The sequence below is a fragment of the Actinoplanes sp. CA-131856 genome (genome assembly GCF_050956135.1).
GTDB lineage: Bacteria > Actinomycetota > Actinomycetes > Mycobacteriales > Micromonosporaceae > Actinoplanes.
Map to the genome: position 1 here is coordinate 6,714,013 of NZ_CP191849.1, position 21,934 is coordinate 6,735,946.

Annotated in this window: 25 protein-coding genes; 15 read left to right on the forward strand and 10 right to left on the reverse strand. The window is 72.3% G+C overall.

Translation table 11 applies throughout. From position 1 onward, the window contains the following. Positions 1 to 3 precede the first annotated feature (3 nt). Genes ACQP2X_RS31150 through chrA form a run of 3 tightly spaced genes read left to right on the forward strand, consistent with a single transcriptional unit; the run spans position 4 to position 2,312 of the window. A complete protein-coding gene (locus tag ACQP2X_RS31150; protein WP_498687944.1) occupies positions 4 to 717 on the forward strand; it encodes an arsenate reductase/protein-tyrosine-phosphatase family protein in 714 nt (237 codons plus the stop codon). Further along, positions 714 to 1,100, forward strand: coding sequence for a VOC family protein (locus tag ACQP2X_RS31155; RefSeq protein ID WP_498687945.1), 387 nt, complete (start codon positions 714 to 716; stop codon positions 1,098 to 1,100). Before ACQP2X_RS31150 ends, ACQP2X_RS31155 begins: the two co-directional genes overlap by 4 nt. After that, positions 1,101 to 2,312: a chromate efflux transporter gene (chrA, locus tag ACQP2X_RS31160; protein WP_498687947.1), complete on the forward strand. Its 1,212-nt coding sequence runs from the start codon at positions 1,101 to 1,103 to the stop codon at positions 2,310 to 2,312. Between the two features lie 62 nt (positions 2,313 to 2,374). Here chrA and ACQP2X_RS31165 read toward each other — a convergent pair whose 3' ends face one another. The 3 genes from ACQP2X_RS31165 to ACQP2X_RS31175 are packed head-to-tail and all read right to left on the reverse strand — an operon-like array spanning position 2,375 to position 5,366. Continuing rightward, complete coding sequence (locus ACQP2X_RS31165) at positions 2,375 to 3,496, reverse strand: bifunctional diaminohydroxyphosphoribosylaminopyrimidine deaminase/5-amino-6-(5-phosphoribosylamino)uracil reductase RibD (RefSeq protein WP_498687948.1); 1,122 nt, start codon at positions 3,494 to 3,496, stop codon at positions 2,375 to 2,377. After that, entirely contained in the window at positions 3,486 to 4,667 is a 1,182-nt protein-coding gene (locus ACQP2X_RS31170; protein WP_498687949.1) for a metallophosphoesterase, read from the reverse strand. Before ACQP2X_RS31170 ends, ACQP2X_RS31165 begins: the two co-directional genes overlap by 11 nt. An 18-nt stretch (positions 4,668 to 4,685) precedes the next feature. Then, complete coding sequence (locus ACQP2X_RS31175; protein WP_498687951.1) at positions 4,686 to 5,366, reverse strand: nucleoside/nucleotide kinase family protein; 681 nt, start codon at positions 5,364 to 5,366, stop codon at positions 4,686 to 4,688. A gap of 84 nt (positions 5,367 to 5,450) precedes the next feature. Between ACQP2X_RS31175 and ACQP2X_RS31180 the strand changes: the two genes are divergently transcribed. Next, positions 5,451 to 5,897: a hypothetical protein gene (locus tag ACQP2X_RS31180; RefSeq protein WP_498687953.1), complete on the forward strand. Its 447-nt coding sequence runs from the start codon at positions 5,451 to 5,453 to the stop codon at positions 5,895 to 5,897. Here ACQP2X_RS31180 and ACQP2X_RS31185 read toward each other — a convergent pair. Together ACQP2X_RS31185 and ACQP2X_RS31190 are read right to left on the reverse strand one after the other, a co-directional pair. Beyond that, positions 5,853 to 6,509, reverse strand: coding sequence for a hypothetical protein (locus tag ACQP2X_RS31185; RefSeq protein ID WP_498687954.1), 657 nt, complete (start codon positions 6,507 to 6,509; stop codon positions 5,853 to 5,855). The genes ACQP2X_RS31180 and ACQP2X_RS31185 overlap by 45 nt on opposite strands. Then, positions 6,419 to 6,769 carry a hypothetical protein gene (locus tag ACQP2X_RS31190; protein WP_498687955.1) on the reverse strand — a complete coding sequence of 117 codons (351 nt, stop codon included), beginning with the start codon at positions 6,767 to 6,769 and terminating at the stop codon, positions 6,419 to 6,421. Before ACQP2X_RS31190 ends, ACQP2X_RS31185 begins: the two co-directional genes overlap by 91 nt. 107 nt (positions 6,770 to 6,876) lie before the next feature. Here ACQP2X_RS31190 and ACQP2X_RS31195 point away from each other — a divergent pair, with 107 nt between their 5' ends. Genes ACQP2X_RS31195 through ACQP2X_RS31205 form a run of 3 tightly spaced genes read left to right on the forward strand, consistent with a single transcriptional unit; the run spans position 6,877 to position 9,994 of the window. Then, positions 6,877 to 7,665: a polysaccharide deacetylase family protein gene (locus ACQP2X_RS31195; RefSeq protein WP_498687956.1), complete on the forward strand. Its 789-nt coding sequence runs from the start codon at positions 6,877 to 6,879 to the stop codon at positions 7,663 to 7,665. Further along, positions 7,662 to 8,642 carry a glycoside hydrolase family 26 protein gene (locus ACQP2X_RS31200; RefSeq protein WP_498687958.1) on the forward strand — a complete coding sequence of 327 codons (981 nt, stop codon included), beginning with the start codon at positions 7,662 to 7,664 and terminating at the stop codon, positions 8,640 to 8,642. The genes ACQP2X_RS31195 and ACQP2X_RS31200 overlap by 4 nt, the downstream gene beginning before the upstream one ends. Further along, positions 8,639 to 9,994: a right-handed parallel beta-helix repeat-containing protein gene (locus tag ACQP2X_RS31205; RefSeq protein ID WP_498687960.1), complete on the forward strand. Its 1,356-nt coding sequence runs from the start codon at positions 8,639 to 8,641 to the stop codon at positions 9,992 to 9,994. The genes ACQP2X_RS31200 and ACQP2X_RS31205 overlap by 4 nt, the downstream gene beginning before the upstream one ends. Here ACQP2X_RS31205 and ACQP2X_RS31210 read toward each other — a convergent pair. Both ACQP2X_RS31210 and ACQP2X_RS31215 read right to left on the reverse strand, forming a co-directional pair. After that, positions 9,957 to 10,637: a response regulator gene (locus ACQP2X_RS31210; RefSeq protein WP_498687962.1), complete on the reverse strand. Its 681-nt coding sequence runs from the start codon at positions 10,635 to 10,637 to the stop codon at positions 9,957 to 9,959. The genes ACQP2X_RS31205 and ACQP2X_RS31210 overlap by 38 nt on opposite strands. Then, entirely contained in the window at positions 10,634 to 11,731 is a 1,098-nt protein-coding gene (locus ACQP2X_RS31215; protein WP_498687965.1) for a sensor histidine kinase, read from the reverse strand. The genes ACQP2X_RS31210 and ACQP2X_RS31215 overlap by 4 nt, the downstream gene beginning before the upstream one ends. A gap of 141 nt (positions 11,732 to 11,872) precedes the next feature. Here ACQP2X_RS31215 and ACQP2X_RS31220 point away from each other — a divergent pair, with 141 nt between their 5' ends. The 5 genes from ACQP2X_RS31220 to ACQP2X_RS31240 all read left to right on the forward strand — a co-directional run bounded on the left by ACQP2X_RS31220 (position 11,873) and on the right by ACQP2X_RS31240 (position 17,674). Then, positions 11,873 to 12,160 (forward strand): DUF6223 family protein, encoded by a 288-nt coding sequence (locus ACQP2X_RS31220; RefSeq protein WP_498687967.1) that lies wholly within the window; start codon positions 11,873 to 11,875, stop codon positions 12,158 to 12,160. 3 nt (positions 12,161 to 12,163) lie between these two features. Continuing rightward, complete coding sequence (locus tag ACQP2X_RS31225; protein WP_498687969.1) at positions 12,164 to 12,742, forward strand: 3'-5' exonuclease family protein; 579 nt, start codon at positions 12,164 to 12,166, stop codon at positions 12,740 to 12,742. Between the two features lie 111 nt (positions 12,743 to 12,853). Beyond that, on the forward strand, positions 12,854 to 16,336 hold the full coding sequence (locus ACQP2X_RS31230) for an ATP-binding cassette domain-containing protein (protein WP_498687972.1): 3,483 nt from the start codon (positions 12,854 to 12,856) through the stop codon (positions 16,334 to 16,336). 58 nt (positions 16,337 to 16,394) lie between these two features. After that, positions 16,395 to 17,015, forward strand: a complete 621-nt coding sequence (locus ACQP2X_RS31235; RefSeq protein WP_498687974.1) for a TetR/AcrR family transcriptional regulator — start codon at positions 16,395 to 16,397, stop codon at positions 17,013 to 17,015. Between the two features lie 101 nt (positions 17,016 to 17,116). Further along, positions 17,117 to 17,674, forward strand: coding sequence for a hypothetical protein (locus ACQP2X_RS31240; protein WP_498687976.1), 558 nt, complete (start codon positions 17,117 to 17,119; stop codon positions 17,672 to 17,674). Positions 17,675 to 17,692: 18 nt separating this feature from the next. Here ACQP2X_RS31240 and ACQP2X_RS31245 read toward each other — a convergent pair whose 3' ends face one another. Both ACQP2X_RS31245 and ACQP2X_RS31250 read right to left on the reverse strand, forming a co-directional pair. Next, positions 17,693 to 18,562 carry a S1C family serine protease gene (locus ACQP2X_RS31245; RefSeq protein WP_498687977.1) on the reverse strand — a complete coding sequence of 290 codons (870 nt, stop codon included), beginning with the start codon at positions 18,560 to 18,562 and terminating at the stop codon, positions 17,693 to 17,695. Positions 18,563 to 18,722: 160 nt separating this feature from the next. Beyond that, positions 18,723 to 19,136 carry a hypothetical protein gene (locus ACQP2X_RS31250; RefSeq protein ID WP_498687978.1) on the reverse strand — a complete coding sequence of 138 codons (414 nt, stop codon included), beginning with the start codon at positions 19,134 to 19,136 and terminating at the stop codon, positions 18,723 to 18,725. 276 nt (positions 19,137 to 19,412) lie between these two features. Here ACQP2X_RS31250 and ACQP2X_RS31255 point away from each other — a divergent pair, with 276 nt between their 5' ends. The 3 genes from ACQP2X_RS31255 to ACQP2X_RS31265 all read left to right on the forward strand — a co-directional run bounded on the left by ACQP2X_RS31255 (position 19,413) and on the right by ACQP2X_RS31265 (position 20,820). Beyond that, positions 19,413 to 19,691, forward strand: a complete 279-nt coding sequence (locus ACQP2X_RS31255) for a DUF732 domain-containing protein (protein WP_498687980.1) — start codon at positions 19,413 to 19,415, stop codon at positions 19,689 to 19,691. Positions 19,692 to 19,814: 123 nt separating this feature from the next. Then, positions 19,815 to 20,099, forward strand: coding sequence for a peptidoglycan-binding protein (locus tag ACQP2X_RS31260; protein WP_498687982.1), 285 nt, complete (start codon positions 19,815 to 19,817; stop codon positions 20,097 to 20,099). Between the two features lie 10 nt (positions 20,100 to 20,109). Beyond that, positions 20,110 to 20,820 (forward strand): TIGR03089 family protein, encoded by a 711-nt coding sequence (locus ACQP2X_RS31265; protein WP_498687984.1) that lies wholly within the window; start codon positions 20,110 to 20,112, stop codon positions 20,818 to 20,820. A gap of 47 nt (positions 20,821 to 20,867) precedes the next feature. Here the strand turns inward: ACQP2X_RS31265 and paaE are convergent, their stop codons facing one another. Continuing rightward, positions 20,868 to 21,929, reverse strand: a complete 1,062-nt coding sequence (paaE, locus tag ACQP2X_RS31270) for a 1,2-phenylacetyl-CoA epoxidase subunit PaaE (protein WP_498687985.1) — start codon at positions 21,927 to 21,929, stop codon at positions 20,868 to 20,870. Positions 21,930 to 21,934 lie beyond the last annotated feature (5 nt).

Genomic DNA, 21,934 nt, shown 5'->3' on the forward strand with positions numbered 1-21,934 from the left:
GCGGTGACCCCGCCCTCGTTCCTGACCGCCGCCGGCCACCCCGTGCGGTGGCGGCTGCTGGGCGAGCTGGCGGGCGGCGACCTGGCCGTGCGGGAGCTGACGGCGCGGCTCGGCCAGCCGCAGAACCTGGTGTCGTACCACCTGGGCAAGCTGCGCCGGGCGGCCCTGGTGACCGCGCGGCGCAGCAGCGCCGACGGCCGCGACACGTACTACTCGCTCGACCTGCCCCGGTGCTCGGCCCTGCTGGCCGGCGCCGGGGCGGCGCTGCACCCGGCGCTGTCGCTGACACCGCCCCCGGCCCCGGCCTCCTGTTCGGGGCGGGTGCTGTTCCTGTGCACCGGCAACAGCTCGCGCTCCCAGATGGCCGAGGCCCTGCTCCGGCACCACACCGGGGGCACCGTCGAGGCGTACAGCGCGGGAAGCCGCCCCAAGCCGGTCCATCCGCACGCGGTGACCGTCATGGCCGCGCGGGGCATCGACCTGTCCGCGGCCCGCGCCAAACATCTCGACGAGTTCACCGGCGAACGCTTCGACTACGTGATCACCCTCTGCGACCGGGTCAAGGAGGTGTGCCCCGAGTTCCCCGGCCCTGGCCGGGCGGTGCACTGGAGCCTCCCCGAGCCCGTGGACCTTACCGACTTCGAGCGGATCGCCGACGACCTCACCGCACGCATCGCCTTCCTGTCGCACACCCTCCCCGTTGGGAGCTCGTCATGATCACCGACAACACCGTGCACGTCCGCTACCTGGTGGACGACGTCCAGGCCGCGATCGACTTCTACACCGGCCACCTGGGCTTCACCTCCAACACGACGTTCCTGCCCGCCTTCGCCGACGTCCTGCGGGGCAACCTGCGCCTGCTGCTGTCCGGCCCGGCCAGCTCGGCCGGCCGTGCCATGCCGGACGGCCGCGAACCCGGCCCGGGCGGATGGAACCGCATCCACCTGCTGGTCGGCGACATCGACGCCGAGGTGACCAGGTTGCGCGCGGCCGGCGTGGTCTTCCGCAGCGACGTGGTGAGCGGCCCGGGCGGCCGGCAGATCGTCCTGGACGATCCGGCGGGCAACCCGGTCGAGCTCTTCCAGCCGGCCGGCACCTAGATGCACCAGGCGTCCCTGACGACGGTCCTGCGCGAGTGGGGCCGCATCGGCTGCGTGGGCTTCGGCGGCCCGCCCACTCACATAGCCCTGCTCCGCAAGCTGTGCGTGGACGAGCGCCGCTGGTTGACCGCGCAGGAGTTCGAGGACGCCATAGCCGCCTGCAACCTGCTGCCCGGCCCCGCCTCGACCCAGCTGTCCATCTTCTGCGCGTGGCGCGTCCGCGGCCGCTCCGGCGCGCTGGTGGGCGGCGCCGCCTTCATCCTGCCCGGCCTGATCGTCATCCTGGCGTTGTCGGCCCTGTTCCTGGGCAACCCACCCACCTGGGTCGTAGCGGCCGGAGCCGGCGCGGGCGCGGCCGTGGCCGCGGTGGCCGCCCAGGCCGGCACAGCCTTGATGCCCCCGGGCTGGAAGCGAGCCGCCGAACAGAGCAGCCGCCGCCGCTGGACCGCCTACCTGCTCCTGGGCGCGGCGGCCGCCGCCACCATCGGCCCCTGGTTGGTGCTGCTGCTGATCGCCTGCGGCTTCGCCGAGATCCTGGCCCAGCACCTCTCCACCGGTCCCCAGCCCAGCGCGAACCCCCACGGCGACGCCGCTCACCGCCGGGACGGAGAGCACGGTCCGGGCGGCCGTCCGCTGCGCGCCCTCCCTCTCCTGGCCGCGACGACCTTGGGCGGCGGTGTCCTGTTCTCGGTGGCGTGGGTGGCCCTCAAGGTGGGCGCGCTGTCGTACGGCGGCGGCTTCGTCATCATCCCGCTCATGCAGGCCGACGCCGTCCACCACTACCACTGGATGACCGACGCCGAGTTCCTCAACGCCGTGGCCCTGGGCCAGGTGACCCCCGGCCCGGTCGTGCACACCGTCGCCGTGGTCGGTTTCGCCGCCGCCGGCCTGGCCGGCGGCCTGCTGGCGGCCGTGGTGGCGTTCGGGCCGTCGTTCGCCTTCATCCTGCTCGGCGCCCACCGCTTCGACCAGCTGCGGGCCAACCCGCGCGTCCGCGCTTTCCTCGACGGCGCCGCCCCCGCCGCCGTCGGCGCCATCCTCGGCTCGACGATCCCGCTGGTCCGGGCCCTGACCGAGCCGTGGCAGTACGCGGTCCTGGCCGGTGCCGCCGTCCTGACCCTGCTCCTGCGCCGGGGCCCGGTCCTCACCCTGCTGGCCGCCGCCACCGCCGGCGTCGTCATCGTCCTGGCGGGCGGACCGCTCCCCCACTGACCTGCCCCTGCTCCGCCACGGGGACAGCCATCCGACCGCGGAGGAGACGACCGTGCCCGACGTCATCCCGGAGCACTACCGATGCCGGCGAGCACGGACAGGAGATCCTTGGCGAGATATTCCGCGATCAGCTCGTCCCGGGTGATCTCGACCAGGTCGCCGAACGGCGCGGTCGAGGGGTGGGAGGCGTGGACCACGTCGAGGCCGTCGCCCGCCGCCAGCGCTTCGGCCAGCGCGGGGTGGTCGTCGATCAGCAACCAGTTGGGTTGCTCGCCGATCACGCCGGCCAGCTCGGCACTCGCCGAGTACGCCCGCAACCACGCGGCCGGGGACCCGGCCTTGGGCACGACGGGGGTGACGTTCGCCAGCGGGGTGGCCTGGTGAGCGACCAGGATCACGGGAACATCCAGGGCTCGGGCCTGTGCGCTCAGATCGCGGGCCCCGGCTGCGGTCAGCTGGGCGGTGCGGCCGTCCAGATCCCACCAGATGACGCCGCGGCCGGGGGCCGGGCTCAGCGGGGCCGCCGTGGGAACGCCGGTGATCAGCACGTCGGACTGGCGGCGCAGCCGGTCGTGGTAGGGGAAAGGCGCGGTCAGGGCGGAGATCAGCGGGCGGCCGGCCAGGCGCTGGGTGAGATAGGGCAGATGCCAGGCGACGATCTCGTTGCGCAGAGGGCCGAAGGAGACCTCTGTCCCCGCGCCCCGAACGCGTTGCAGGCCGAGGCCGGCCACGCGCGGGTCCGGGTCACGGATGCCGGACACGCAGCGGGCGAACCCGCACGAGGCGACCAGGTCGGCGCACGGAGGCTGCTTTCCCCAGTGGGCGCACGGTTCCAGCGTCGTGTAGATGGTGGCGCCGCGCAGGATCGACCGGTCGGGGACGCTGTCGATGGCGCAGCGCTCGGCGTGGCGGCCACCGTACGGTTCCGTCGCGCCGGTGGCGATCAGCACGCCGTCTTTGACGATCACCGCGCCGACCGTCGGGTTCGGGCTCGCGCGGCCCTCGGCCGCCATCGCGCAGAGCAGCGCCTGCCTCATCCAGTACGCGTCGTCGGCCCCCGCCGCACCCCGCACGCCGGGCGGAACAGGATCGACCGGCGGCGCGCTGGAAGCGGCGGCCGCGGCGGCCGGGGGCAGGACGCCGGCCAGGCCGTAGCCGGGGGCCAGGCGCAGGTCAGGCGGCATGCAACGTCAGGAGGGTGATCTCGCTGGGGGCGAAGATGCGGAACGGTGGGCCCCAGAAGCCGGTGCCCCGGCTCGTGTAGAGCTGGGTCCGCTCGGAATGGCGGGACAAACCCTGCAGGACCGGCTGGTCGAGGCGGACCAGGTAGTGGAACGGCCACATCTGGCCGCCGTGGGTGTGGCCGGAGATCTGGAGGTCGACGCCGTGGGCCACCGCGCCGGCGATCTGGGCCGGCTGGTGGGCCAGCAGCAGGATCGGCAAGGTCGGGTCGGCGCCCTCCAGCGCCGCCTCGTGGTCGGCGTGATGGCCGGGCACGCCCGAGCCGGCGGCCGTGCGGTCGTCCACGCCGGCGATGACCAGGGAGGCTCCTCCCCTGGTCACCTCGACGTGGCGGTTGTGCAAGGCCTCCCAGCCCAGCGACGCCATGTGCTCGACCCAGCGCTGGGCGCCGCTGAAGTATTCGTGGTTGCCGGTCACGTAGACGCGGGCCATCGACGCCTGGATGTCGGCCAGCGGGGCCGCCTGGGAACGGCGCTGGGCCACCTCGCCGTCGGCGATGTCGCCGGTGTGGGCCACCACGTCGGCGTCCAGTGTGTTCACCACCTCGGTCACCTTGCGCGACCAGCGGGAGCGCTCGATCGGGCCGTAGTGGGTGTCGGTCAGCAGCACCAGGCGCAGGCCGTCGAGCCCGGCGCCCAGGCGCGGCAGGGTCACGTCGACCCGGCGTACCCGTGGGACGCGCCTCGCCTCGGCATATCCCCAGATGAGCAGGACCGCGGAGACCACCGCGACCACCAGCGTGGCGATGCGGTGGCGAGCCGGGTCGCCGACCCCGAAGGCCCAGAGCAACAGGGCGAGCACCTGGCCGAGCACGGACTGGACGAACAGGACCCAGACGACGCCCAGGGTGGTGTCGGCGATCACCGCGGGAAGGTCGCGATGGTGGCGGCCGTGCCCGCTGAACATCAGCAGCGGGAACGAGACCGCCACCAGCGCGAAGACCACCGTGCCGGTCACGAAGACGCCGGTGGGCCAGTCGTTGCCGCCGCCGATCAGCGTCCACCAGGGCACGCCGAACAGCAACGCCAGCACCGCGACCAGGATCAACCCGAAGCGGAGGGCCCGCGACGGGCGGCGGCGCGGCTCGGTCTCGACTGCTTCACCTACGGACACGACTGAAAGCATGCCACTTCAGGCCGGAGGGCTGCCGACCCTGTGGATAACCGCCGCCGGCACGACCACGTCGGCGGAGGACCGCGTAGCGGCGATGAGCACGGCATTGCGCTCGTCGGTCCCGGTCGCCCACGCCGAGGCGGCCGACGACTCCTTACCGAAGCGGACATGCCGCGAAATAAGCCGGGAAATGCGGGTCGACTGATCGAGATCCGCGTACCAGACCTCCGCGAACAACTCTCGCGCAGGCCGCCAGAGCGGATCATCGAGCAACAGATAGTTGCCCTCGCTGACAATCAACCGCGCGTCACGAAAAATAGGTATAGATCCGGCAATTGGCTGCTCGATCACCCGCTCGAACCCGGGCGCGTAGATCACCTCGTCCTCATCGGCCAGGACTCGCCGCAACAGGGCCGCATAACCGAGCGGATCAAACGTGTCCGGCGCCCCCTTGCGATCACGCCGCCCGAGCCGCGACAACTCGACGTCGGCCAGGTGGAACCCGTCCATCGGCACGTGCGCCACCCACGCCCCCGCGACCAGCCCCGGCGGTGGCGCCGGTGCCAGCGCCGCCACCAGCTCCTCGGCCAGCGTGGTCTTCCCGGCCGCCGGCGCTCCCGCGATGCCGAGCACGGCGCGCCCACCGGGCGGCGCGAGCGACCGCGCCCGCTCCACCAGTCCCTCGAACGTGATGGTCATGGCCGGAACCTACCCGGACGGGGGTCGGATCGAGGACTGCGGCCCCGCCGCCGGATGCACAGAATCGGGTGCACGGGGGTAAACATGATCACATTGGTTGCCCTGCTGGGCGCCGCCCTTCTGGGGGTGCCGGTTCAGCAGGAGGTCGATCCGCGCGGCCGCGTCTACGTCACCGAGGGCTCGTCGCTCGTCCGCATCGCGCCGCGCGGCCGCCGCTGCACGGTCGCCGTCTTCCCGTGGGCCGGTCCGCTCGCGCTGCGGCCGGTGGCCAGCAGCGTCGCGCTGGGCCCGGACGGCGCCTTCTACGTCGGCGAGACCACGTTCGTCCCGGGCCGGGCGCGTCTGTGGCGGGTGGTGCCGGGTCAGGAGCCCCAGATGTACGCCGCGGGTCTCACCGCCGTGGTCGATGTGCGGTGGTCGCCCGGCGGCCGGCTCTCCGTGCGCGAGCGCGACGGTTCGGTGCTGCGGCTCTATCCGAAGGGCCGGTCAGTGCGACAGCCCGAGGCGCAGCCCGGCCACGCCGGCGGGTGACAGCGGCCGTGCCGTGGCCCGCGACAGCTCCTCGCGCACGCAGGCCGGCAGCTCGTCGGCGAGCGCGCGCAGCCGCGGATAGAGGTCGAGCACGTCCCGGTGCGTGAGCGCGCCGACGCCGATGAGCAGGCCGTTCACCGCGCCCGGGGTGCGCACCAGCTCGGCGCAGAGCTCCCGCCGCCAGCCCGCGTCGTCGACGCGGGTGGCCAGTTCGCGGGCGATCCGGTTGCCGGCCGGCGACGGCTCCTCGGGCGCCGCGTGCCGCCCCGCGCGCGCCGGCACCGGGGCCAGGCGGCAGGCGATGCCGAGCAGCCGGGCCAGCTCGGGCACGGTCAGCACGTCCAGGCCCTCGGCGCAGGTCTCACAGAGCCGGTGGTACGTCGCCGCGTGCACCAGGGTGGCCGGGCGCGGGCAATCGCCGAGCGGCCCGCAGAGCCGGTCCAGGATGATCTCGGCCAGGGTGCCCTCGTGGTCGAAGCGCCCGACGCCGAAATACGCGGCGGGAGCGCTGCGATAACGGGTCAGCGCGTTGCGCGCGCTGGCGTAGTGGCCGGACTCGACGCTGATGCGAGGGGCGCCGCTTTCGGTGTGCAGGTAGATAAGTCGGAACATCTCGATCGCTCCCGGTGGTGCCGCGAACCGTCGTCGACCGGAGATACGGGCGTGGCGGCGCGGGAGTTCAAAATCCGCAGCGCGTCGAAGGTGACGGCGTGCAGCGCGTAGAAACCGGCCGTGATGATGATCAGCATCAGGATGAGCACCGCGCCGACCGCGCCGTCGAGCCCGCGCCAGGCCACCGGGAGCACCGCGACGCCGAGCACGAGGGCCGCCTGACCCGCGGCCTCGGCGCAGCGCAGTCGATCAAATGTCATGACCTCACCCTTCCGGGTGGAGGTCCGTCGCGCCTCTGCCCGGAGCGGGAGTTCGACTACGACTTTCGGTAGAGGGACGTAGGTTGGATCTTGAGGAGGACGCCCGCGTGACCGTGTTGCCAGCGCTCATGTACCACTCGGTGTCGGCTGTCGGTGGCCCGATGCGTGATCTCGCCGTGCCCCCGGAGCTGCTCCGGGAGCAGTTGAGCGCGCTCAGCGCCGCCGGTTACCGCCTGGTCGGCCTGACCGAGGCCCTGGAGCTGATCGACCGGGGCAGCACCGAGCGGATGGTCGCGGTCACGTTCGACGACGGTTACCGCGACTTCCTCACCCGGGGTGTGCCCATCCTGAGGGAGACCGGGGCCGGGGCCACGCTGTACGCCTCGGTCGGCCACCTGGGCGGCACGGCCGGCTGGCTCGGCCGGTGGGCCGCCGATTTCGGGCCGATGCTCACCTGGGACGAGCTGGCCGAGGTCAGGGACGCGGGCATCGAGATCGGCAACCACAGCATGATCCACCACCCGCTCGACGTGCTGCCACCCGCGCAGCTGCGTGACGAGATCGTCAACAGCCACCGTGAGCTGGAACAACGGCTGGGGACGAGGGTACGGTCGTTCGCGTACCCGCACGGCTACAACAGCCGCCGCGTCCGCGACCTGGTGGCCTCCCTCCACTACGACAACGCCACCGAGGTCGGCCGCCGCCTGCACACCCCCTCGGAGAAGCGCCTGGCCGTCCCCCGCCTCCAGCCCACCCCCGACCACAGCGGCGCCGACCTCGTCGAGCTCGTCCGCACCGGCGAGACCGGTCTGGCGCCCAAGGTGAAGCAGATCGCCCAGCCCGGCTGGCGGATCGCGCGCAAGGTCGCCCGGACATTCGGAAAGAACCTGACATGAACCGCCGCCGCCTGCTCGGCCTGTCCGCGCTGGCCGCCCTCCCCCTGGCCGGCTGCAAGACGTACCGCTCGGACGAGGTGCCGCCGCCGATCCAGTCGCATCCGGAGCCCTCGACGAGCACGGCGTCCTTGACCGGCGGCGGGACTGTCCCGTACCGCGGCGGCCGGGTGCTGCTGGGGGCGTACACCCAGCTCAAGGGTTTGACCACGGCCGAGGGGATCGCCCTGCGGGCCCAGCAGCTCGGGCGCCCGGAGCGGATCGTGCACCGGTTCTACTCGTGGACGGACGCGCTGCCGACCTCGCTGTCGTACGTCACGTCGGCCAGCACGGTGATGGTGTCGTGGCGCGGCCCCTACTACAAGCAGGTCACCAACGGGTCGTCGGACAAGCTGATCGCCAAGGCGGCCCGCCGGATGGCGCAGCGCAAGGTGCCGACCCTGCTGCGCTGGGGCTGGGACATGAACCGCGACTACTACGTGTGGGGCGGCCCGTCGAATCCGGAGCACGCGGCCGGCTACGTGCAGGCGTACAAGAGGATCCACGGGATTTTCGCCGGCGAGGGCGCGGACAACGTGAGCTGGGTGTGGAGCCCGAACTGGAACTCGTATCCGGACGAGGACTGGAACGCCTATCCGCAGTACTACCCCGGCGACGAGTACGTGGACTGGGCCGGCGTCTCGGGCTACTCCGAGGGCCAGGCGCCGGGCGAGATGTTCGGCCAGTTCTACGAGACGTACTCGGCCCGCAAGCCCATCATGATCACCGAGGTCTCCGTCACCGACCGCGGCGGCAGCACGAAGCCCGACTGGATCGGCGCCTTCCACCAGTGGGTGAAGGCCCATCCCGCCGTCGGCGCCGTCTGCTGGTTCGACACCGACATCCACCCCGGCTCCACCGAGAAGTGGCGCATCGACTCGACCGCCGCCTCGCTGAAGGCGTACCGGGCGATGTCGGCCGACCCCGTCTTCGCCGGGTGAGCGGAACGCACCGCGCCGGTGGCCTGCGCCGCCGGTGGCTCGCCCTGCTCGCGGTCCTGCTGCTCGGCGCCGTCGCGGCCGCCGGATATCGCGTCTTCTTCCATGAGGGCCCGCCCGACGTCGACGCCGCCGGCCCCGGATATTGGGTCTCCACGCGCGGCGCCGACGACGCCGACGGCTCGCCCGGGCACCCCTGGCGGTCGATCGCGCACGCGGTCCAGGTCGCGCCGGCCGGCTCCAAGATCTTCGTTCGGGACGGCACGTACGACCCGTTCACCGTCACCAGGCCCAACCTGACCGTGATGAGCGCGCCCAAGGAGCACGCGACCGTCAAGGCCGTGTCCGGTCTCCGCGACGGGATCCTGGTCGCGGCGAGCGGGACGACTGTCGCCGACCTGACCGTGCGGGGGTGCGTGCCCAAGCCGAACGCCGACGTCGACATCACCGGCGACCACGGCAGCGGCATCCGCGTGCACCAGACCAGCGATGTCACCGTCAGCGGGGTGACCGTGCAGGACAGCCACGGCACGAACGCGGCCGGCCTCCCGGTCGGCTGCTACGGCATCCTGGTCACCGACTCGCAGGACGTGCACGTCACCGGCTCGGAGGTCATGCACAACGGCGCCGGCATCGTGGTCAGCGGCGGCGGCCGGGGCGTCGTCGTCGACGGCAACAACGTCCACGACCAGGACGTGATCGTGCAGAACAGCACACAGAAGGACGACGACTTCGGTGGGTACGGGCTGGCCGCGACCTTCGTGCAGGCCGACCCGGGACCGGTGTTCCGCAACAACACGGTCCGCGACAACCACGGCCCCTCCACCGACTACGGCACCGACGGCGGCGGCATCGAGATCTACGACGCGGCCAACCTGACCATCACCGGCAACACCTTCGAGGCCAACGACGGCGTCCTCGAGACCGGCACCGGCGGCCGCGGCGGCTGCGCCAACAACGTCTTCACCGGCAATCGCGCGATCGGCGGCCACGGGCCCACCGGCTTCGACAGCGACACCGGTCTCGTGCTGCGCTGCGCGGCGAACAACACGGTCAGCAACAACAACTTCAGCGGCATGCAGAAGTTCACGTTCCTGCTGGCCACCGGCAGCGATTTCGCCGGCAGCATCGAGGGCCTGAAGATCACCGGCAACACGGTCTTCCGCAACTCGGGCACCGTCGTCTACCGCCTCCAGATCGACAGCGGCAAGCCGAACGTGACGATCGACGACAACACCTATCAGACCGGTGAGAACGCCTTCGCCGTCCTGAACGGCACGACCTCCGAGGCCAACGTCCCGTACGACGAGTGGCGCGCTACGACCAGGTACGACGCCCACTCGACGATGGAGTGACCAGGCCGCTCTCGTACGCCACGACCACCAGCTGCGCCCGGTCGCGGACGTGCAGTTTCGTCATGGCCCGGTTGACGTGGGTCTTCGCCGTGACCGGGCTGATCACCATGCGGGCCGCGATCTGATCGTTCGACAGCCCCTGCGCGACCAGGGCGACGGCCTCGCGCTCGCGGTTGGTCAGCTCGGCCAGCCGGGCGCCGTCGGTCACCGGCCGGGGCTGGGCGACATAGCGGTCGATCAGCCGGCGCGTGATCGAGGGGGCGAGCAGAGCCTCGCCGCGCGCCGCGACCCGCACGGCGTGCAGGAAGTCCGCGGGCTGCACGTCCTTGACCAGGAAACCGGCCGCGCCCGCGCGCAGCGCGTGGAAGACGTACTCCTCCAGTCCGTAGTTGGTCAGGATGACGACGTGCACCCCGGCCAGCTCGGGATCGGCCGCGATGCGCCGGGTCGCCTCGACCCCGTCCACGACCGGCATCCGCACGTCCATCAGCACCACGTCGGGCCGGTGCCGCCGGGCCAGCGCCACGGCCTCGACGCCGTCACCGGCCTCGGCCACCACCTCGATGTCGTCCTCGATGTCGAGCAGCGCCCGGAAACCGCCGCGGATCAGCGGCTGGTCGTCCACGAGCACAACCTTGATCATGTCGTACGGTCCAACGGCAGCTCCGCCCGTACCGAGAAGCCCCCGCCGTCGCGCGGCCCGGCCCGCAGGTCGCCGCCCAGGGCGGTCACCCGCTCCCGCATGCCGAGCAGCCCGACCCCGGTGCCCGGCGTGTCCCGCGGGGCGGCGTCACCGTCGTCGTCGACCTGGATGGTCATCGCACCGGCCCGATAGCCGACCCGCACCGAGGCGGCACCGGCCCGGGCGTGCCGGGCGATGTTGGTCAGCGACTCCTGCACGATCCGGTAGGCGGTCCGGTCGACGGCGGCCGGCACGCCCCGGCGGCGCCCGTCGACGGTCAGGGTCGCGTCCAGCCCGCCCGCGCGGGCCTGCCGCACCAGATCGGGCAGCTGGTCGAGCCCGTACGGCGGGGAAAGGGTGTCGTCGCGCAGCGCCTCGAGCGTCGCCCGCAGCTCGCGGGAGGCCTCCCGGCCGGCCTCGCGGATCGCGATCAGCGCCTCGGGCACCGGCTCGCCCCGCTTCTCGGCCACGTGCACGGCGGCCTCCGACTGCACCTTGATCACCGAGATCTGGTGGGTGAGCGAGTCGTGCAGCTCCCGCGCGATGTGCAGCCGCTCCTCACCGGCCCGCCGCCGCGCGATCTCCTCCCGCGTGCGCTCGGCCTCGTCGGCCCGCCGCTCGGCCTGCCGCAACGCCTCACCGGCGGCGCCGGCCGCGATCAGCCAGGCCAGCTCGAGCACGCCCCGGGCCCGCACGAACGCCTCACCGGCGCCACCGCTGACCATCGCCGCCCCGGGCAGCGCGGCCAGCATGACGACGCCGGCCACGACGGTGACGAGCCGCCGACCGGCCCGCACGGCCGAATAGACGGCGACCAGGAAGGCGACGGCGAAGACGTCGAACCCGGCCGCCTGATAGCCGAGCGCGCACGCCCCGGCGCCGATGAGCGCGACCACGGGCTGCCGGCGGCGCACGACGAGCACCAGCCCACCCGCGACCAGCAGGACGTAACCGGGCCAGGCCCCGCCCTCCCCGCTCAGCCCGGCGGCCAGCAGGACGGCCGCGGTGCCGACCGCGACCGCCGCGTCCCGGGCATCGACCCGCGCAGTGCCCATGCGGGCACCCTAGCCGCCGTCCGGCACCGGGCGACTCCTCCCGGCGTGGTCACTTCCCGGCGGAACTACCACGTTCGCGGTAGTGCGAAGTGTCCACATCGGCACGATGCCGGCCGCCGCGCCCGGCGACACGATCGGAGCATGACTGCAGATCGCCTCATCGCCACCGTCGCCGCCCTGCTGGCCCTGGCCGGCGTGATCGCCGGAATCCGCGCGCTGACCCGCCCGGCCGCCCCGCTCCCGCTGTCCGCCCTGACCGCCGGCGTCGCCGGCACGCTGACCGGCATCCTGGTCGTCGCCACCGCCGACGGCGGCCCCGGCACGGGCAACGGCGTGGTCGGCGGCTGGGCCGCGATAGCCCTCGGCCCGATCGCGGCCGGCCTGGGCGGCCTGGCCCTGCTCCGCTTGCGGAGATCGACGACCATGTGACCCATGATCTACGTGGTGACCGACATCGAGGCCGACGGCCCGTGGCCCGGCCCCAACTCGATGCGCTCGTTCGCCTCGGTGGCCGTGACCGGCGACGGCGAGGAGCTGGGCGTCTTCGAGACGGTGCTGGAGCCCCTGCCGGGCTCCGCCCCGAACCCGGACACGTACGCCTGGTTCCAGACCCAGCCCGAGGCGTGGGCGGCGGCCACGGAGAACCCTCAGCCGCCGGCCGCGGAGATGGCCCGCTTCGCCACATGGGTCAAGGCGCTGCCGGGCCCGTGCGTCTTCACGGCGTGCCCGATCGCCTTCGACGGCATGTGGATCGACTACTACCTGCGGCGCTTCACGACCTACGGCGTCGTCCAGGGCCCGTACGAGAAGGATGTCCTGTTCGAGGTCCGCCCCGGCTTGTGCCTGCGCACGTACACGGCCGCGGTCACCGGCCGCCCGATCACCGAGGTGGCCCCGCGCCACCTCCCACCGGAGTGGCTGGGCAACATCGAACACACCCACCGCGCCATCGACGACGCCCGCGGCTACGCCCACCTGCTGGGGGTGCTCCTGGCCATGTCCAGCAGGTGAGGGTGACACAGGCGATACACGGCGGCCGGGTAATTCCGTTGAAGAGCTCCCGGCGGCCGACAAAGATGGATGGACCCCCTCGGTTCCACCCATCCCAAAAGGACTTCATCGATGCGCCTGCTTCGCGACCTGTGGATCACCTCGAAAGGCCGCACAGGTCTCGTGGCGGTCCTCATCCTGCTCGGCGCGGCCGGGCAGGCGGGTGCTCTCGCGCTGGCCGGCGCCGTGCTCGTCGACCGGTCCATGTCGCTGTTCACCGTGCTCGCGGCCGCTCTCGTCGCGTCCGTGCTCAGTGACGTCTTTGTCGGGCTCGTCGCCTCGCGGCTGACCGCCGACTGGGCGGCCAAGGTGCGCCGCGGCCTCAACCGGGTCGCCTTCGGGCAGGATCTGCCGACCCTGGAGAACACGCCGGTCGGTGAGCTGCTCGACCGGATCGACTCCGACGTCTACGAGGTCGGCGCCCAGCTGCGCGGCAGCGGCGTGCGCATCGCGCAGTCGGTGGCCGTGGCCGTCTTCTCGATCGTCACCGCGTTCTTCGTGTGGTGGCCGGCCGGCGTCGGCATGGTCCTGGTTTCCATTTTGCTGTACGTCACCATGAACAAGCCGATCCAGCGCATCTCCCCGCTGCGGATCTCCGAGGAGGAGTCCTGGTCCGACCTGGCCGCCGTGATGGAGGAGTCCATCCACGGCCAGGACGATGTGCGTACGAGCCTCGCCGCCCCCTATGTGCGCCGGCTCTACGCCCGGCGCGCGGCCGAGGTGCTGCGGCGCGGGCGGCTGGTCTGGCGGTCATCGGCCCGCATCACCATGGGCGCCGGCTCGATCACCCGGTCGCTGATCGCCGTGCTCGTGGTGGTCGGGGCCTGGGCCCTGTTCACCGGCCACATCGACGGGGCCCGGCTGACCGGCGTCTGGCTGCTCGCGCTCGGCTTCGGCGGCACCCTGGAGCATGTCACCCGCATGGTGCCCGAGCTGCAGAACGCGCTCGGCGCCTGGAGCCGTGTCCAGCTGCTCCAGGACGTACCGCAGGAACCGACCGAAGGTCTTCCCCCGGTCGACGGCGATCTTGTCGTACGGGATCTGACCTTCCGTTACGGCGAATCCGACAGCGGGCGCCCGCCGGCCCTGCGCGACGTCAGCCTCACCTTCGCCCGCGGCCGGTCGTACGCGTTGATCGGCCGTACCGGTTCCGGCAAGTCGACGCTGGCCAAGGTGCTGACCCGGGCCGTCGACGTGCCCCGGGGCACGGTCTTCCTGGGCGGGGTCGACCTCAACGACATGAACGTCGAGGGGCTGCGCCGCTGGACGGCGATCGTCCCGCAGCGCACCGAGATCCTCGCCGGCACCCTGGCCGACAACGTCGCCCTGTTCGACCCCGAGCTGCTGCCCAAGGCGGCCGGCGCGCTCGACGAGCTGGGCCTGAGCGCCTGGGTGGCCGGCCTGCCCGACGGCATCGACACCCGGCTCGGCGAGAACGGCTACAAGCTTTCGGCCGGTCAGGAGCAGCTGGTCGCGTTCGCCCGCATCCTCGTGCGTGATCCGCACGTGGTGATCCTCGACGAAGCCACGGCCCGGATGGACCCGGTCACCGAGTCGTGGGTCCAGCGCGCCACCGACCGCCTGCTCACCGGCCGCATCGGCGTCATCGTGGCCCACCGGCTGTCGTCGGTGCAGCGCTGCGACGAGGTGGTCGTGCTGGCCGACGGACAGGTGCTCGAGTCGGGCCCGCTGCGCGAGTCGCAGCGGTTCGCCGAGCTGATGGCCAGCAGCAACCTGGCCGTGCCGGCCCCGGTGCCGGGCGGTGGCGGGGTGCTGGTCGAGGAGCACGACTGGGACACCGCGGCCCAGGTCGAGCTCGGGGCCGAGCTGCTGGCCAACAAGCTGCCGCCGGTCGAGCCGCCGCCGCTGCCCGAGGCGCCCAAGGCCCGCACGTTCCGCGAGATCGCGCGGCTGACTTTGAACGACAAGAGGTACGGGCTGGGCGCGGTCGCCCTGTTCGCCATCCTCGTGCTGCTCGGCCTGGACGGCGCGATCCTGCCGCTGCTGTGGTCGAACGTGGTCGACGGCATCGGCAACCCGCTCTACCCGGCCGTCGGCATCGCGGCCGGCCTGCTCGTGGCCATCCCGACGCTGTACTACACGGGCGCCTGGTTCCCCGAGTGGTGGGTCCGGCAGATGCTGCGGATCAGCATGCGCCTGGTGCACGGCCAGATCGGCCCGCGCCGGGTCAGCAAGCACACCCCGGCCGAGGTGGTCGCCCAGGGCGGCGACACCGAGCGGGTGGTCATGCTGGCCGACAACCTGATCGACAACGCCACCAGCCTCGTGATGATCGTCGCGATGACGCTGGCGTCGCAGTCGTTCGTGCCGGCGTTGTTCTTCATCGGCACGATGGTGCTCTCCGGCCTGGCCGCCACCCTGTTCGGCCCGCGCCTGGAGAAGGCCGCCCGGCGTACGGTGGCCGCGCGCGCCGCGTTCGCGACCTCGCTGGTCTCGTCGCTGTCGGCGGCGCGCACGGTCAAGCTGGCCGGCGCCACCGAGCCGGTGCTCAACCACCTGGCCCGTCTCGACTTCACCCGCAGCGAGCTGCAACGGCGCGAGATCGCCATCCAGGTGTGGGCCCGTTCCACCCCGTCGATCGCCAGCGGCCTGCTGCCGATCGCGGCCTGGGCCCTCTACCTGGCCGGTTCGCTCTCGTCGGCGGCGACCCTGATCGCGGTGGCGACGCTCGGCTCGGCCCGCTGGTTCGCCTGGACGACCGCCTCGCTGGTCTCCCAGTTCCCGTCGGCGCGGGTCTGGACCAAGCGGACGGTGGCCATGACCGGCGAGTCCGAGTACTCCAAGGACGTGCCCGGTGTCGACCTCTCGGCCGGCACCGCGCCGGCCCCGCCGACCGCGCCGCGCAACCCGCTGCGCCGTCTCGAGCTGCGCCACTTCAGCGCCGTGCACGAGAACGGCACGGTCGGCGCGCAAGATGTCGACCTGGCCGTCGAGCGCGGCCAGCTCGTGCTGGTCGTGGGCCCGGTCGGCGCCGGCAAGTCGTCGCTGCTGCGGGCCCTGGCCGGCATCGTGCACCACACGGGCGAGCTGGTCTGGAACGGCGACCCGGTCGACGAGCCCGAGGTCTTTCTCAGACCCAACCAGGTGGGGTACGTCGCCCAGCTGCCCCGCGTCCTGTCGGGCACGGTGGCCGACAACATCCAGCTGGGTCACGAGGTCGACGCGGCCGACGCCGTCTCCACCGCCCAGCTGGAGCACGACCTGGCCGCGGCCGGCGGCGGCCTCCAGTTGCTGATCGGCCACAAGGGCACCCGGCTCTCCGGCGGTCAGCTGCAACGGCTGGCCCTGGCCCGCGCCCTGGCCCCGCGCACCGAGCTGCTGATCGCCGACGACGTCTCCTCGGCGCTGGACGTGACGACGGAGCTCGAGCTGTGGCGGGCTCTGCGCAGCCACGGCGTGACGGTGGTCGGCTCGACCTCGAAACGCGCCGCCCTCAGTCAGGCCGACCGCGTGGTCGTGCTGATCGCGGGCAAGGTCGAGGACCAGGGCACCTGGCAGGAGCTGGAGGACCGCTGGGGCCACCTGGCGGGCTGAGTGAGGGTTGCGCGCCGCGCATCTTTGCGGGGCGCGCAACGCTGACTATCGTTGAGGCGTGGGTCTCCGGGAACGTAAGAAACAGGCCACCCGGACCGCGCTGAGCTGGGCCGCCATCCGCCTGATCGTCGAGCGCGGCTACGACGGTGTGCTCGTCGAGGACATCGCCACCGAGGCCGGCGTCTCGGCGCGCACCTTCAACAACTACTTCTCGAGCAAGGCCGAGGCCGTCGCCTCCCGCCACCTCGACCGTTGTCTCCAGGTCGCCGAGGCGCTGCGGGAGAGGCCCGCCGAGGAGCCCCTCTGGGAGGCGATCACCCAGTCGGTACTGACCCAGTTCGAGCAGACCGCGCAGGTGACCGCCGCTCCGCTCCCCCGCGACACCCAGGCTTGGGCCGCCGGACTACGTCTGATGACCGCCGTACCGGCCATCAAGGCCGAGACGCTCCGGGCCTCGGCCGACGCCGAAACCGCGCTGGCCGCCGCGGTCGCCGCGCGCACCGGCACCAACCCCGAGACCGACCTCTACCCGAAGCTGGTGGCCGCCGCCGTCATGGCCGCCAACACGGTGACCTTCAAACACTTCGTGGCCATCGGGGGCGAGCCGTCCGAGCTGAGGGCCATTCTCATCGGCGCCCTGCGTCAACTGTCGGCCGGGCTACCCGAACCACAGCGGTGATCCCGTTATCGGCTCGTTATGAAATCCGAGAACTAGGACGGTCACGCGCGCATCACAACGGAAGACAGCACATTCCGCAAGCACCAGGAGAACCGATTCCCGTGCGCGCCCTCACCGCCACCACCGTCGCCATCGCAGCCTTCGCCGTCACCGCTCTCGCCGCCTGCGACAGTCCTGAGCACGTCGACGGCGTCGCCGCACCGGTGACCACAACCTCGCCGGCCGCCGCCGCTGCCAACTCCACCGTGCCCGCGTCAGCCGCGCCCACCTCGTCGCCCACCGCCACGGCCACAACCACCAAGCCGACGGCCACCGCCGACGCCGAGCCGACCGCCACGGCCAAGACGTCGTCGACGGCTCCCCCACGCGACGCCAACCCCTGCCCGGTCTCGGCAGCCGTTCTCTACAAGGCGCTGCGTGCCGACAAAGACATGTCCGCGCGCACCACGCCGACGGTGGCCCTGAAGAACGAAACCTGCTACCAGGGTTACGCGACGGCCATCACCATCGTCGAGGGAAAGAACGTGCAGCCGGCCGGCGTGCTCTTCAAATACGACACGGAAGCCCGCACCTGGCGCCCCCTCAACCTGGGCAGCGGCGGTTACTGCGAGGGCTACACGTCGGCCGCCATCTCGAAGCGCCTCGGCAACGGCTGCTGACCCGAAACTCGAGGATGCTCAGCTGATCTGGCTTTGAAGCTGCTTCACCACGCTGGTGACGGTGTCGGCCGGGATGGCGAAGCCGACGCCGATGCTGCCGGTGGACGAGTCGCTGGCGGTCGCGATGGCCACGTTGATGCCGACGACGTGGCCATCGAGGTCGACCAGCGCGCCACCCGAGTTGCCCTCGTTGATCGCGGCGTCGGTCTGGAGCAGCCCGCTGAGCTGTTCGCTGCCGGTGTTGATGCTGCGGTCGGTCGCGGACACGATGCCGGAGGTGACAGTGTTCTCGAGGCCGAGCGGCGCCCCGAAGGCCAGGACGGTGTCACCCACGGCGACGCTGTCGTCGGTGCCGAAGGTCGCCGGCGTCAGCCCGGTGAGCCCGGTCGCCTGCACCAGGGCCAGGTCGTGGGTGGTGTCGGTGGCGACGACGCGGGCGGGAACGGTGGTGCCGTTGGAGAGCCGGACGCTCACGGTGCCCTCGGACGAGATGACATGGTTGTTGGTGAGGATCAGCCCGGTCGAGGTGAGCACCACTCCGGAGCCGAGCGACGACTCACGCGCGCCGTCGACCATGACGGTGACGATGCTGGGCTGAACCTGCTTGACGACGGCGGCGAGATCCTGATCCTCGGTGACGGTGGTGCTGCTGGCCGTCGTAGCCGTGGCCGCGGTCGTCGAGTCGTGATCGATCAGGTAGCGCTCGGCGACCACCCCACCGGCGGTCCCCGCACCGGCGACGAGCGCGATCAGCGCCGCACCACCGGCGATGCGCCGAGGCCACCGGCTGCCACCCGGCGGGGTGGGCATCACCTGGTCGTACCGGCTGTAGTAGTCCCCGATCCCCGCGTGGTCCGGGTCGGTGGGCCGGTTCATCAGATCGGTCATGGCGGCGCCTCGCTTCGTTGGCTGATGCGCCAACCTTGACCCCGCATGTTGTTGACCAGCGGTGAGCCGTCTGTGGGTTCGCTGTACGCGCGCCTCACCCTTTGGGGTCCGGTTACCACCCACCAGTGGGCGCGGCGCCAGGCGTACGCCTCCAGCCCGCCTACGGTCGTCGGGTGCTTTTCGTCCCAGTTGCACCCATCTCGTCCCCCGCCTCCTCCCGCGTCTCGCCCGCCGCCTCTTCCGCCTCTTCCGCCTCGCCCGCCGCGTCCTCCCGCGTCTCGCCCGCCGCCTCTTCCGCCTCACCCCCAGCCGCCGCTCCCGTCTCGACCCCCGCCGCCGCGGCCTCGACCACCGCCGCCGCGCCTTCCACCACCGCCGCCGCGCCTTCCACCGCCGCCGCCTCGACTCCCGCCTCCGCGGCCTCGACCCCTGCCACCGCGGTCTCGGCCTTCACCTTCGCCGCCCGCGAAGCCCCACAACGAATCCCCGCCCGAAGCCCGAAGGGCGCGATCGGCCCCACGAAGGCCGAGCGCAAACCGTTCGGCCCGGCGATCACCCCGGCCGCCCGGCCCATGCCGGTCTGGCCGCCGACGAGCCCCGCCCTCAGTCACCCCCAGGCGGCCACCCGATGAGCCTCGGCCGGTCCTTCGCTTCGAAGCGTCTCCGGTTCGGCGGCGTGCTCGCTGTCGTTCTCGCCGGTGCGCTCGGCGCTTGTTCCTCGCCCCGCCCCGCGTCTGTGGCCGACGGCGCCCCTCCCGTGTCGGCGCCGGTGACCCCCGTACAGCAAGAAGCAATCGAAGAACCGCAAGCCGCGGCACCCAGCCCGAGCCCGGCGCGGGCCGCGCCCCGCGTGACCGGCGAGACCGCCGGGCCGAAGGCGGCCCCGAAGGCGCGCTCGAAGCCGCTCGGTGATCTGCGGGCGTTCGTGGCCGCCGTGCAGCGTGATCTTCCCGACGTCGCGATCGATCGGCGGGACGAGGAGGTCGCGGCGTTCGGCGAGCAGGCGTGCCGGGGGTTAGCCGCGGGGAAGAAGGCACCGGCCGTGGTGCGTGAGTTCCGTGCGCAGGGTGTTTCCAGTGCGCAGGCGAAGCGGCTTTTCGCGCTGGCCAGCAACACCGTGTGCCCCTGAGGAGCAGTCGGGCATCGGCCGAAAGTCGCAGCCGGGCACAGCTTTGACCGACGGCGGTCCGATGCCGGGCACAGCTGCGCGCCCGATGCTGGAGTCATCCCCACTTCAGCAGGAGGTCACGAGATGTCGGCACGAGGAATGCTCAGCGTTGTCGGAACCGCCGTCGGCGGTCTGGTCGGCTGGACCGCCGCGCCGCCGCCGGCCGACCCCGCCTGCCTGCGCGAACTGCTCACCGAGATCGGCATGACCCCGGCCGGCATCAGCGACGAGGAGACCACCGAGGCGGTCCGCGTCTTCCAGGCCCGCACCGGTCTTACCCCCGACGGTGTAGCCGGTCCACGAACGGTTCACCTCCTCACGAGGTACGCCGCCGAGGCGCGCGAGCTCCGCTTGGACCTGGCGGCCTAGGCTTCGGTGCATGACCGGGCACGATCAGCTGATCACGTACTACGACGACGCCACCGGTGAACGCACCGCGCTCACCGCGCGTGAGCTCGGCACCTGGGCCGCGGCCACCGCGGCCCTGCTCACCGACGAGTGCGGTCACGGCCCGCGCAGCACCGCCGCCGTGCTCCTCCCCCCGCATTGGCAGACCGCCGCGGTCCTGCTCGGCGCCTGGTCCGCCGGCATAGCGGTCTCCTATCGCGACTGGGCGACCGCCGGACTGTCCCCGGCCGGCGCCCCGCTGGACGTCACCTTCGTCCACCGCCGCCGCGTGGACAGCTGGCTCGACGAGGTCCCCATCGGAACCGACCAGTTCGTCCTGTCCCTCACCTCATCCGGCTCCCCTTCCCCCGAAGCTCCCCGTGGCTACCGCGACTACCCGACCGCTGTTCACCCCCATCTGGGCGCCGCCCCGCCCTCGATCACTCCGGCCGCCGACGCCCCCGCCACCACCGACGGCACCACCTACGGCGCCTACGCGGCGGTCGCCGCCGAGATGGCCGCGCAGCGGGGCATCACCCGCGGCGACCGGGTGCTGATCAACGCGGCCACCCAGGAGCAGCCACTGACCTGGCTCCTGACCCCGATGGTGGCCGGCGCGTCGATAGTCCTCTGCGCCAACCTGGACCCGGCGAAGCTCAGCGCCCGCATGAAGGAAGAGCGGGTCACCCACTCCTTTCTCTAGGCGACTGATCTCTAGGCGACTGACCGAAAAAGATCATCGTCCGCGGCTCAGTCGTCGAAGGTGACGGTGACCTTCGGCGACGCGGGCACGGACTGACAGGTCAGCACGAAGCCCGCGGCGAGCTCGGCCGGCTCAAGGGCGAAGTTGCGCCGCATCGTCACGTCGCCCTCGACGACCCGGGCCCGGCACGTGCCGCAGACACCGCCCTTGCAGGCGAACGGCAGGTCGGGCCGGGACCGTTGCGCACCCTCGAGCACGGTGTCGCCCGCTGCGACCGTCACCGTCGTCGACCGGCCGTCGAGCATCACCGTCACGTCGCAACTGCCGGCCCCACCGGTCTCGGCCTCCTCGCGCACCGGCTCCGGGGGCGCCTCGTCCACCCAGAACAGCTCGCGGTGGATCCGCTCGGGCGGCACCCCGGCCTCGCCGAGCACCTGGATCGCGTCGGTCACCATGCCGTACGGGCCGCACAGCCACCAGTGATCCACCGCCGGCACGTCGAGCAGCACCGGCAGCAGCGCACGGAGCTTGTCCGCGTCGAGCCGCCCGCTGAGCAGGTCGACCTCGCGGGCCTCGCGGGACAGCAGATGCACGAGCTCGAGCCGCGACGGATGGCGGTCCTTCAGATCGGCGAGCTCCTCGGCGAACATCACGGTGTCGGCCCGCCGGTTGCCGTAGAGCACGGCGACCTGGGCCTCCGGATGGCGCAGCAGTGACGTGGCGATCGACAGCACCGGCGTGATCCCGGAGCCCGCCGCGATCATGACGTGGCGCCCGCCGGCCTCGACGTCGGGCGTGAAGGTGCCGGACGGCGGCGCCACCTCGACCGCGTCGCCCACCCGCACCTGCCGCACCAGCCATCCGGAGACGAGCCCGCCCGGCACCTCGCGCACCCCGATGCGGGGCTTCTCCCCGGCCGGGGCACAGATCGAATAGGACCGGCGCTCGTCGCGCTCGTCGCCCGGCCGCCGGACGGTCAAGGACTGCCCGGGCCGGAACTGATAGGTCCCCGCCAGTTTGGCCGGAACGTCGAACGTCACGGCGACGGCGTCGTCGCAGAGCCGCTCGACCTGCGCGACCCGCAGCGGGTAGAACTCCCGAACCACCATCAGTT

Coding starts and splice junctions, on each gene's coding strand:
- ACQP2X_RS31230 (WP_498687972.1), top strand. CDS start 12,854: ATGCGCCTGCTTCGCGACCTGTGGATCACCTCGAAAGGCCGCACAGGT.
- ACQP2X_RS31185 (WP_498687954.1), bottom strand. CDS start 6,509: ATGTTCCGACTTATCTACCTGCACACCGAAAGCGGCGCCCCTCGCATC.
- ACQP2X_RS31165 (WP_498687948.1), bottom strand. CDS start 3,496: ATGCCGCCTGACCTGCGCCTGGCCCCCGGCTACGGCCTGGCCGGCGTC.
- ACQP2X_RS31190 (WP_498687955.1), bottom strand. CDS start 6,769: ATGACATTTGATCGACTGCGCTGCGCCGAGGCCGCGGGTCAGGCGGCC.
- ACQP2X_RS31180 (WP_498687953.1), top strand. CDS start 5,451: ATGATCACATTGGTTGCCCTGCTGGGCGCCGCCCTTCTGGGGGTGCCG.
- ACQP2X_RS31225 (WP_498687969.1), top strand. CDS start 12,164: ATGATCTACGTGGTGACCGACATCGAGGCCGACGGCCCGTGGCCCGGC.
- ACQP2X_RS31200 (WP_498687958.1), top strand. CDS start 7,662: ATGAACCGCCGCCGCCTGCTCGGCCTGTCCGCGCTGGCCGCCCTCCCC.
- ACQP2X_RS31250 (WP_498687978.1), bottom strand. CDS start 19,136: ATGGGCCGGGCGGCCGGGGTGATCGCCGGGCCGAACGGTTTGCGCTCG.
- ACQP2X_RS31265 (WP_498687984.1), top strand. CDS start 20,110: ATGACCGGGCACGATCAGCTGATCACGTACTACGACGACGCCACCGGT.
- ACQP2X_RS31220 (WP_498687967.1), top strand. CDS start 11,873: ATGACTGCAGATCGCCTCATCGCCACCGTCGCCGCCCTGCTGGCCCTG.
- ACQP2X_RS31215 (WP_498687965.1), bottom strand. CDS start 11,731: ATGGGCACTGCGCGGGTCGATGCCCGGGACGCGGCGGTCGCGGTCGGC.
- ACQP2X_RS31175 (WP_498687951.1), bottom strand. CDS start 5,366: ATGACCATCACGTTCGAGGGACTGGTGGAGCGGGCGCGGTCGCTCGCG.
- paaE (WP_498687985.1), bottom strand. CDS start 21,929: ATGGTGGTTCGGGAGTTCTACCCGCTGCGGGTCGCGCAGGTCGAGCGG.
- ACQP2X_RS31260 (WP_498687982.1), top strand. CDS start 19,815: ATGTCGGCACGAGGAATGCTCAGCGTTGTCGGAACCGCCGTCGGCGGT.
- ACQP2X_RS31245 (WP_498687977.1), bottom strand. CDS start 18,562: ATGACCGATCTGATGAACCGGCCCACCGACCCGGACCACGCGGGGATC.
- chrA (WP_498687947.1), top strand. CDS start 1,101: ATGCACCAGGCGTCCCTGACGACGGTCCTGCGCGAGTGGGGCCGCATC.
- ACQP2X_RS31155 (WP_498687945.1), top strand. CDS start 714: ATGATCACCGACAACACCGTGCACGTCCGCTACCTGGTGGACGACGTC.
- ACQP2X_RS31210 (WP_498687962.1), bottom strand. CDS start 10,637: ATGATCAAGGTTGTGCTCGTGGACGACCAGCCGCTGATCCGCGGCGGT.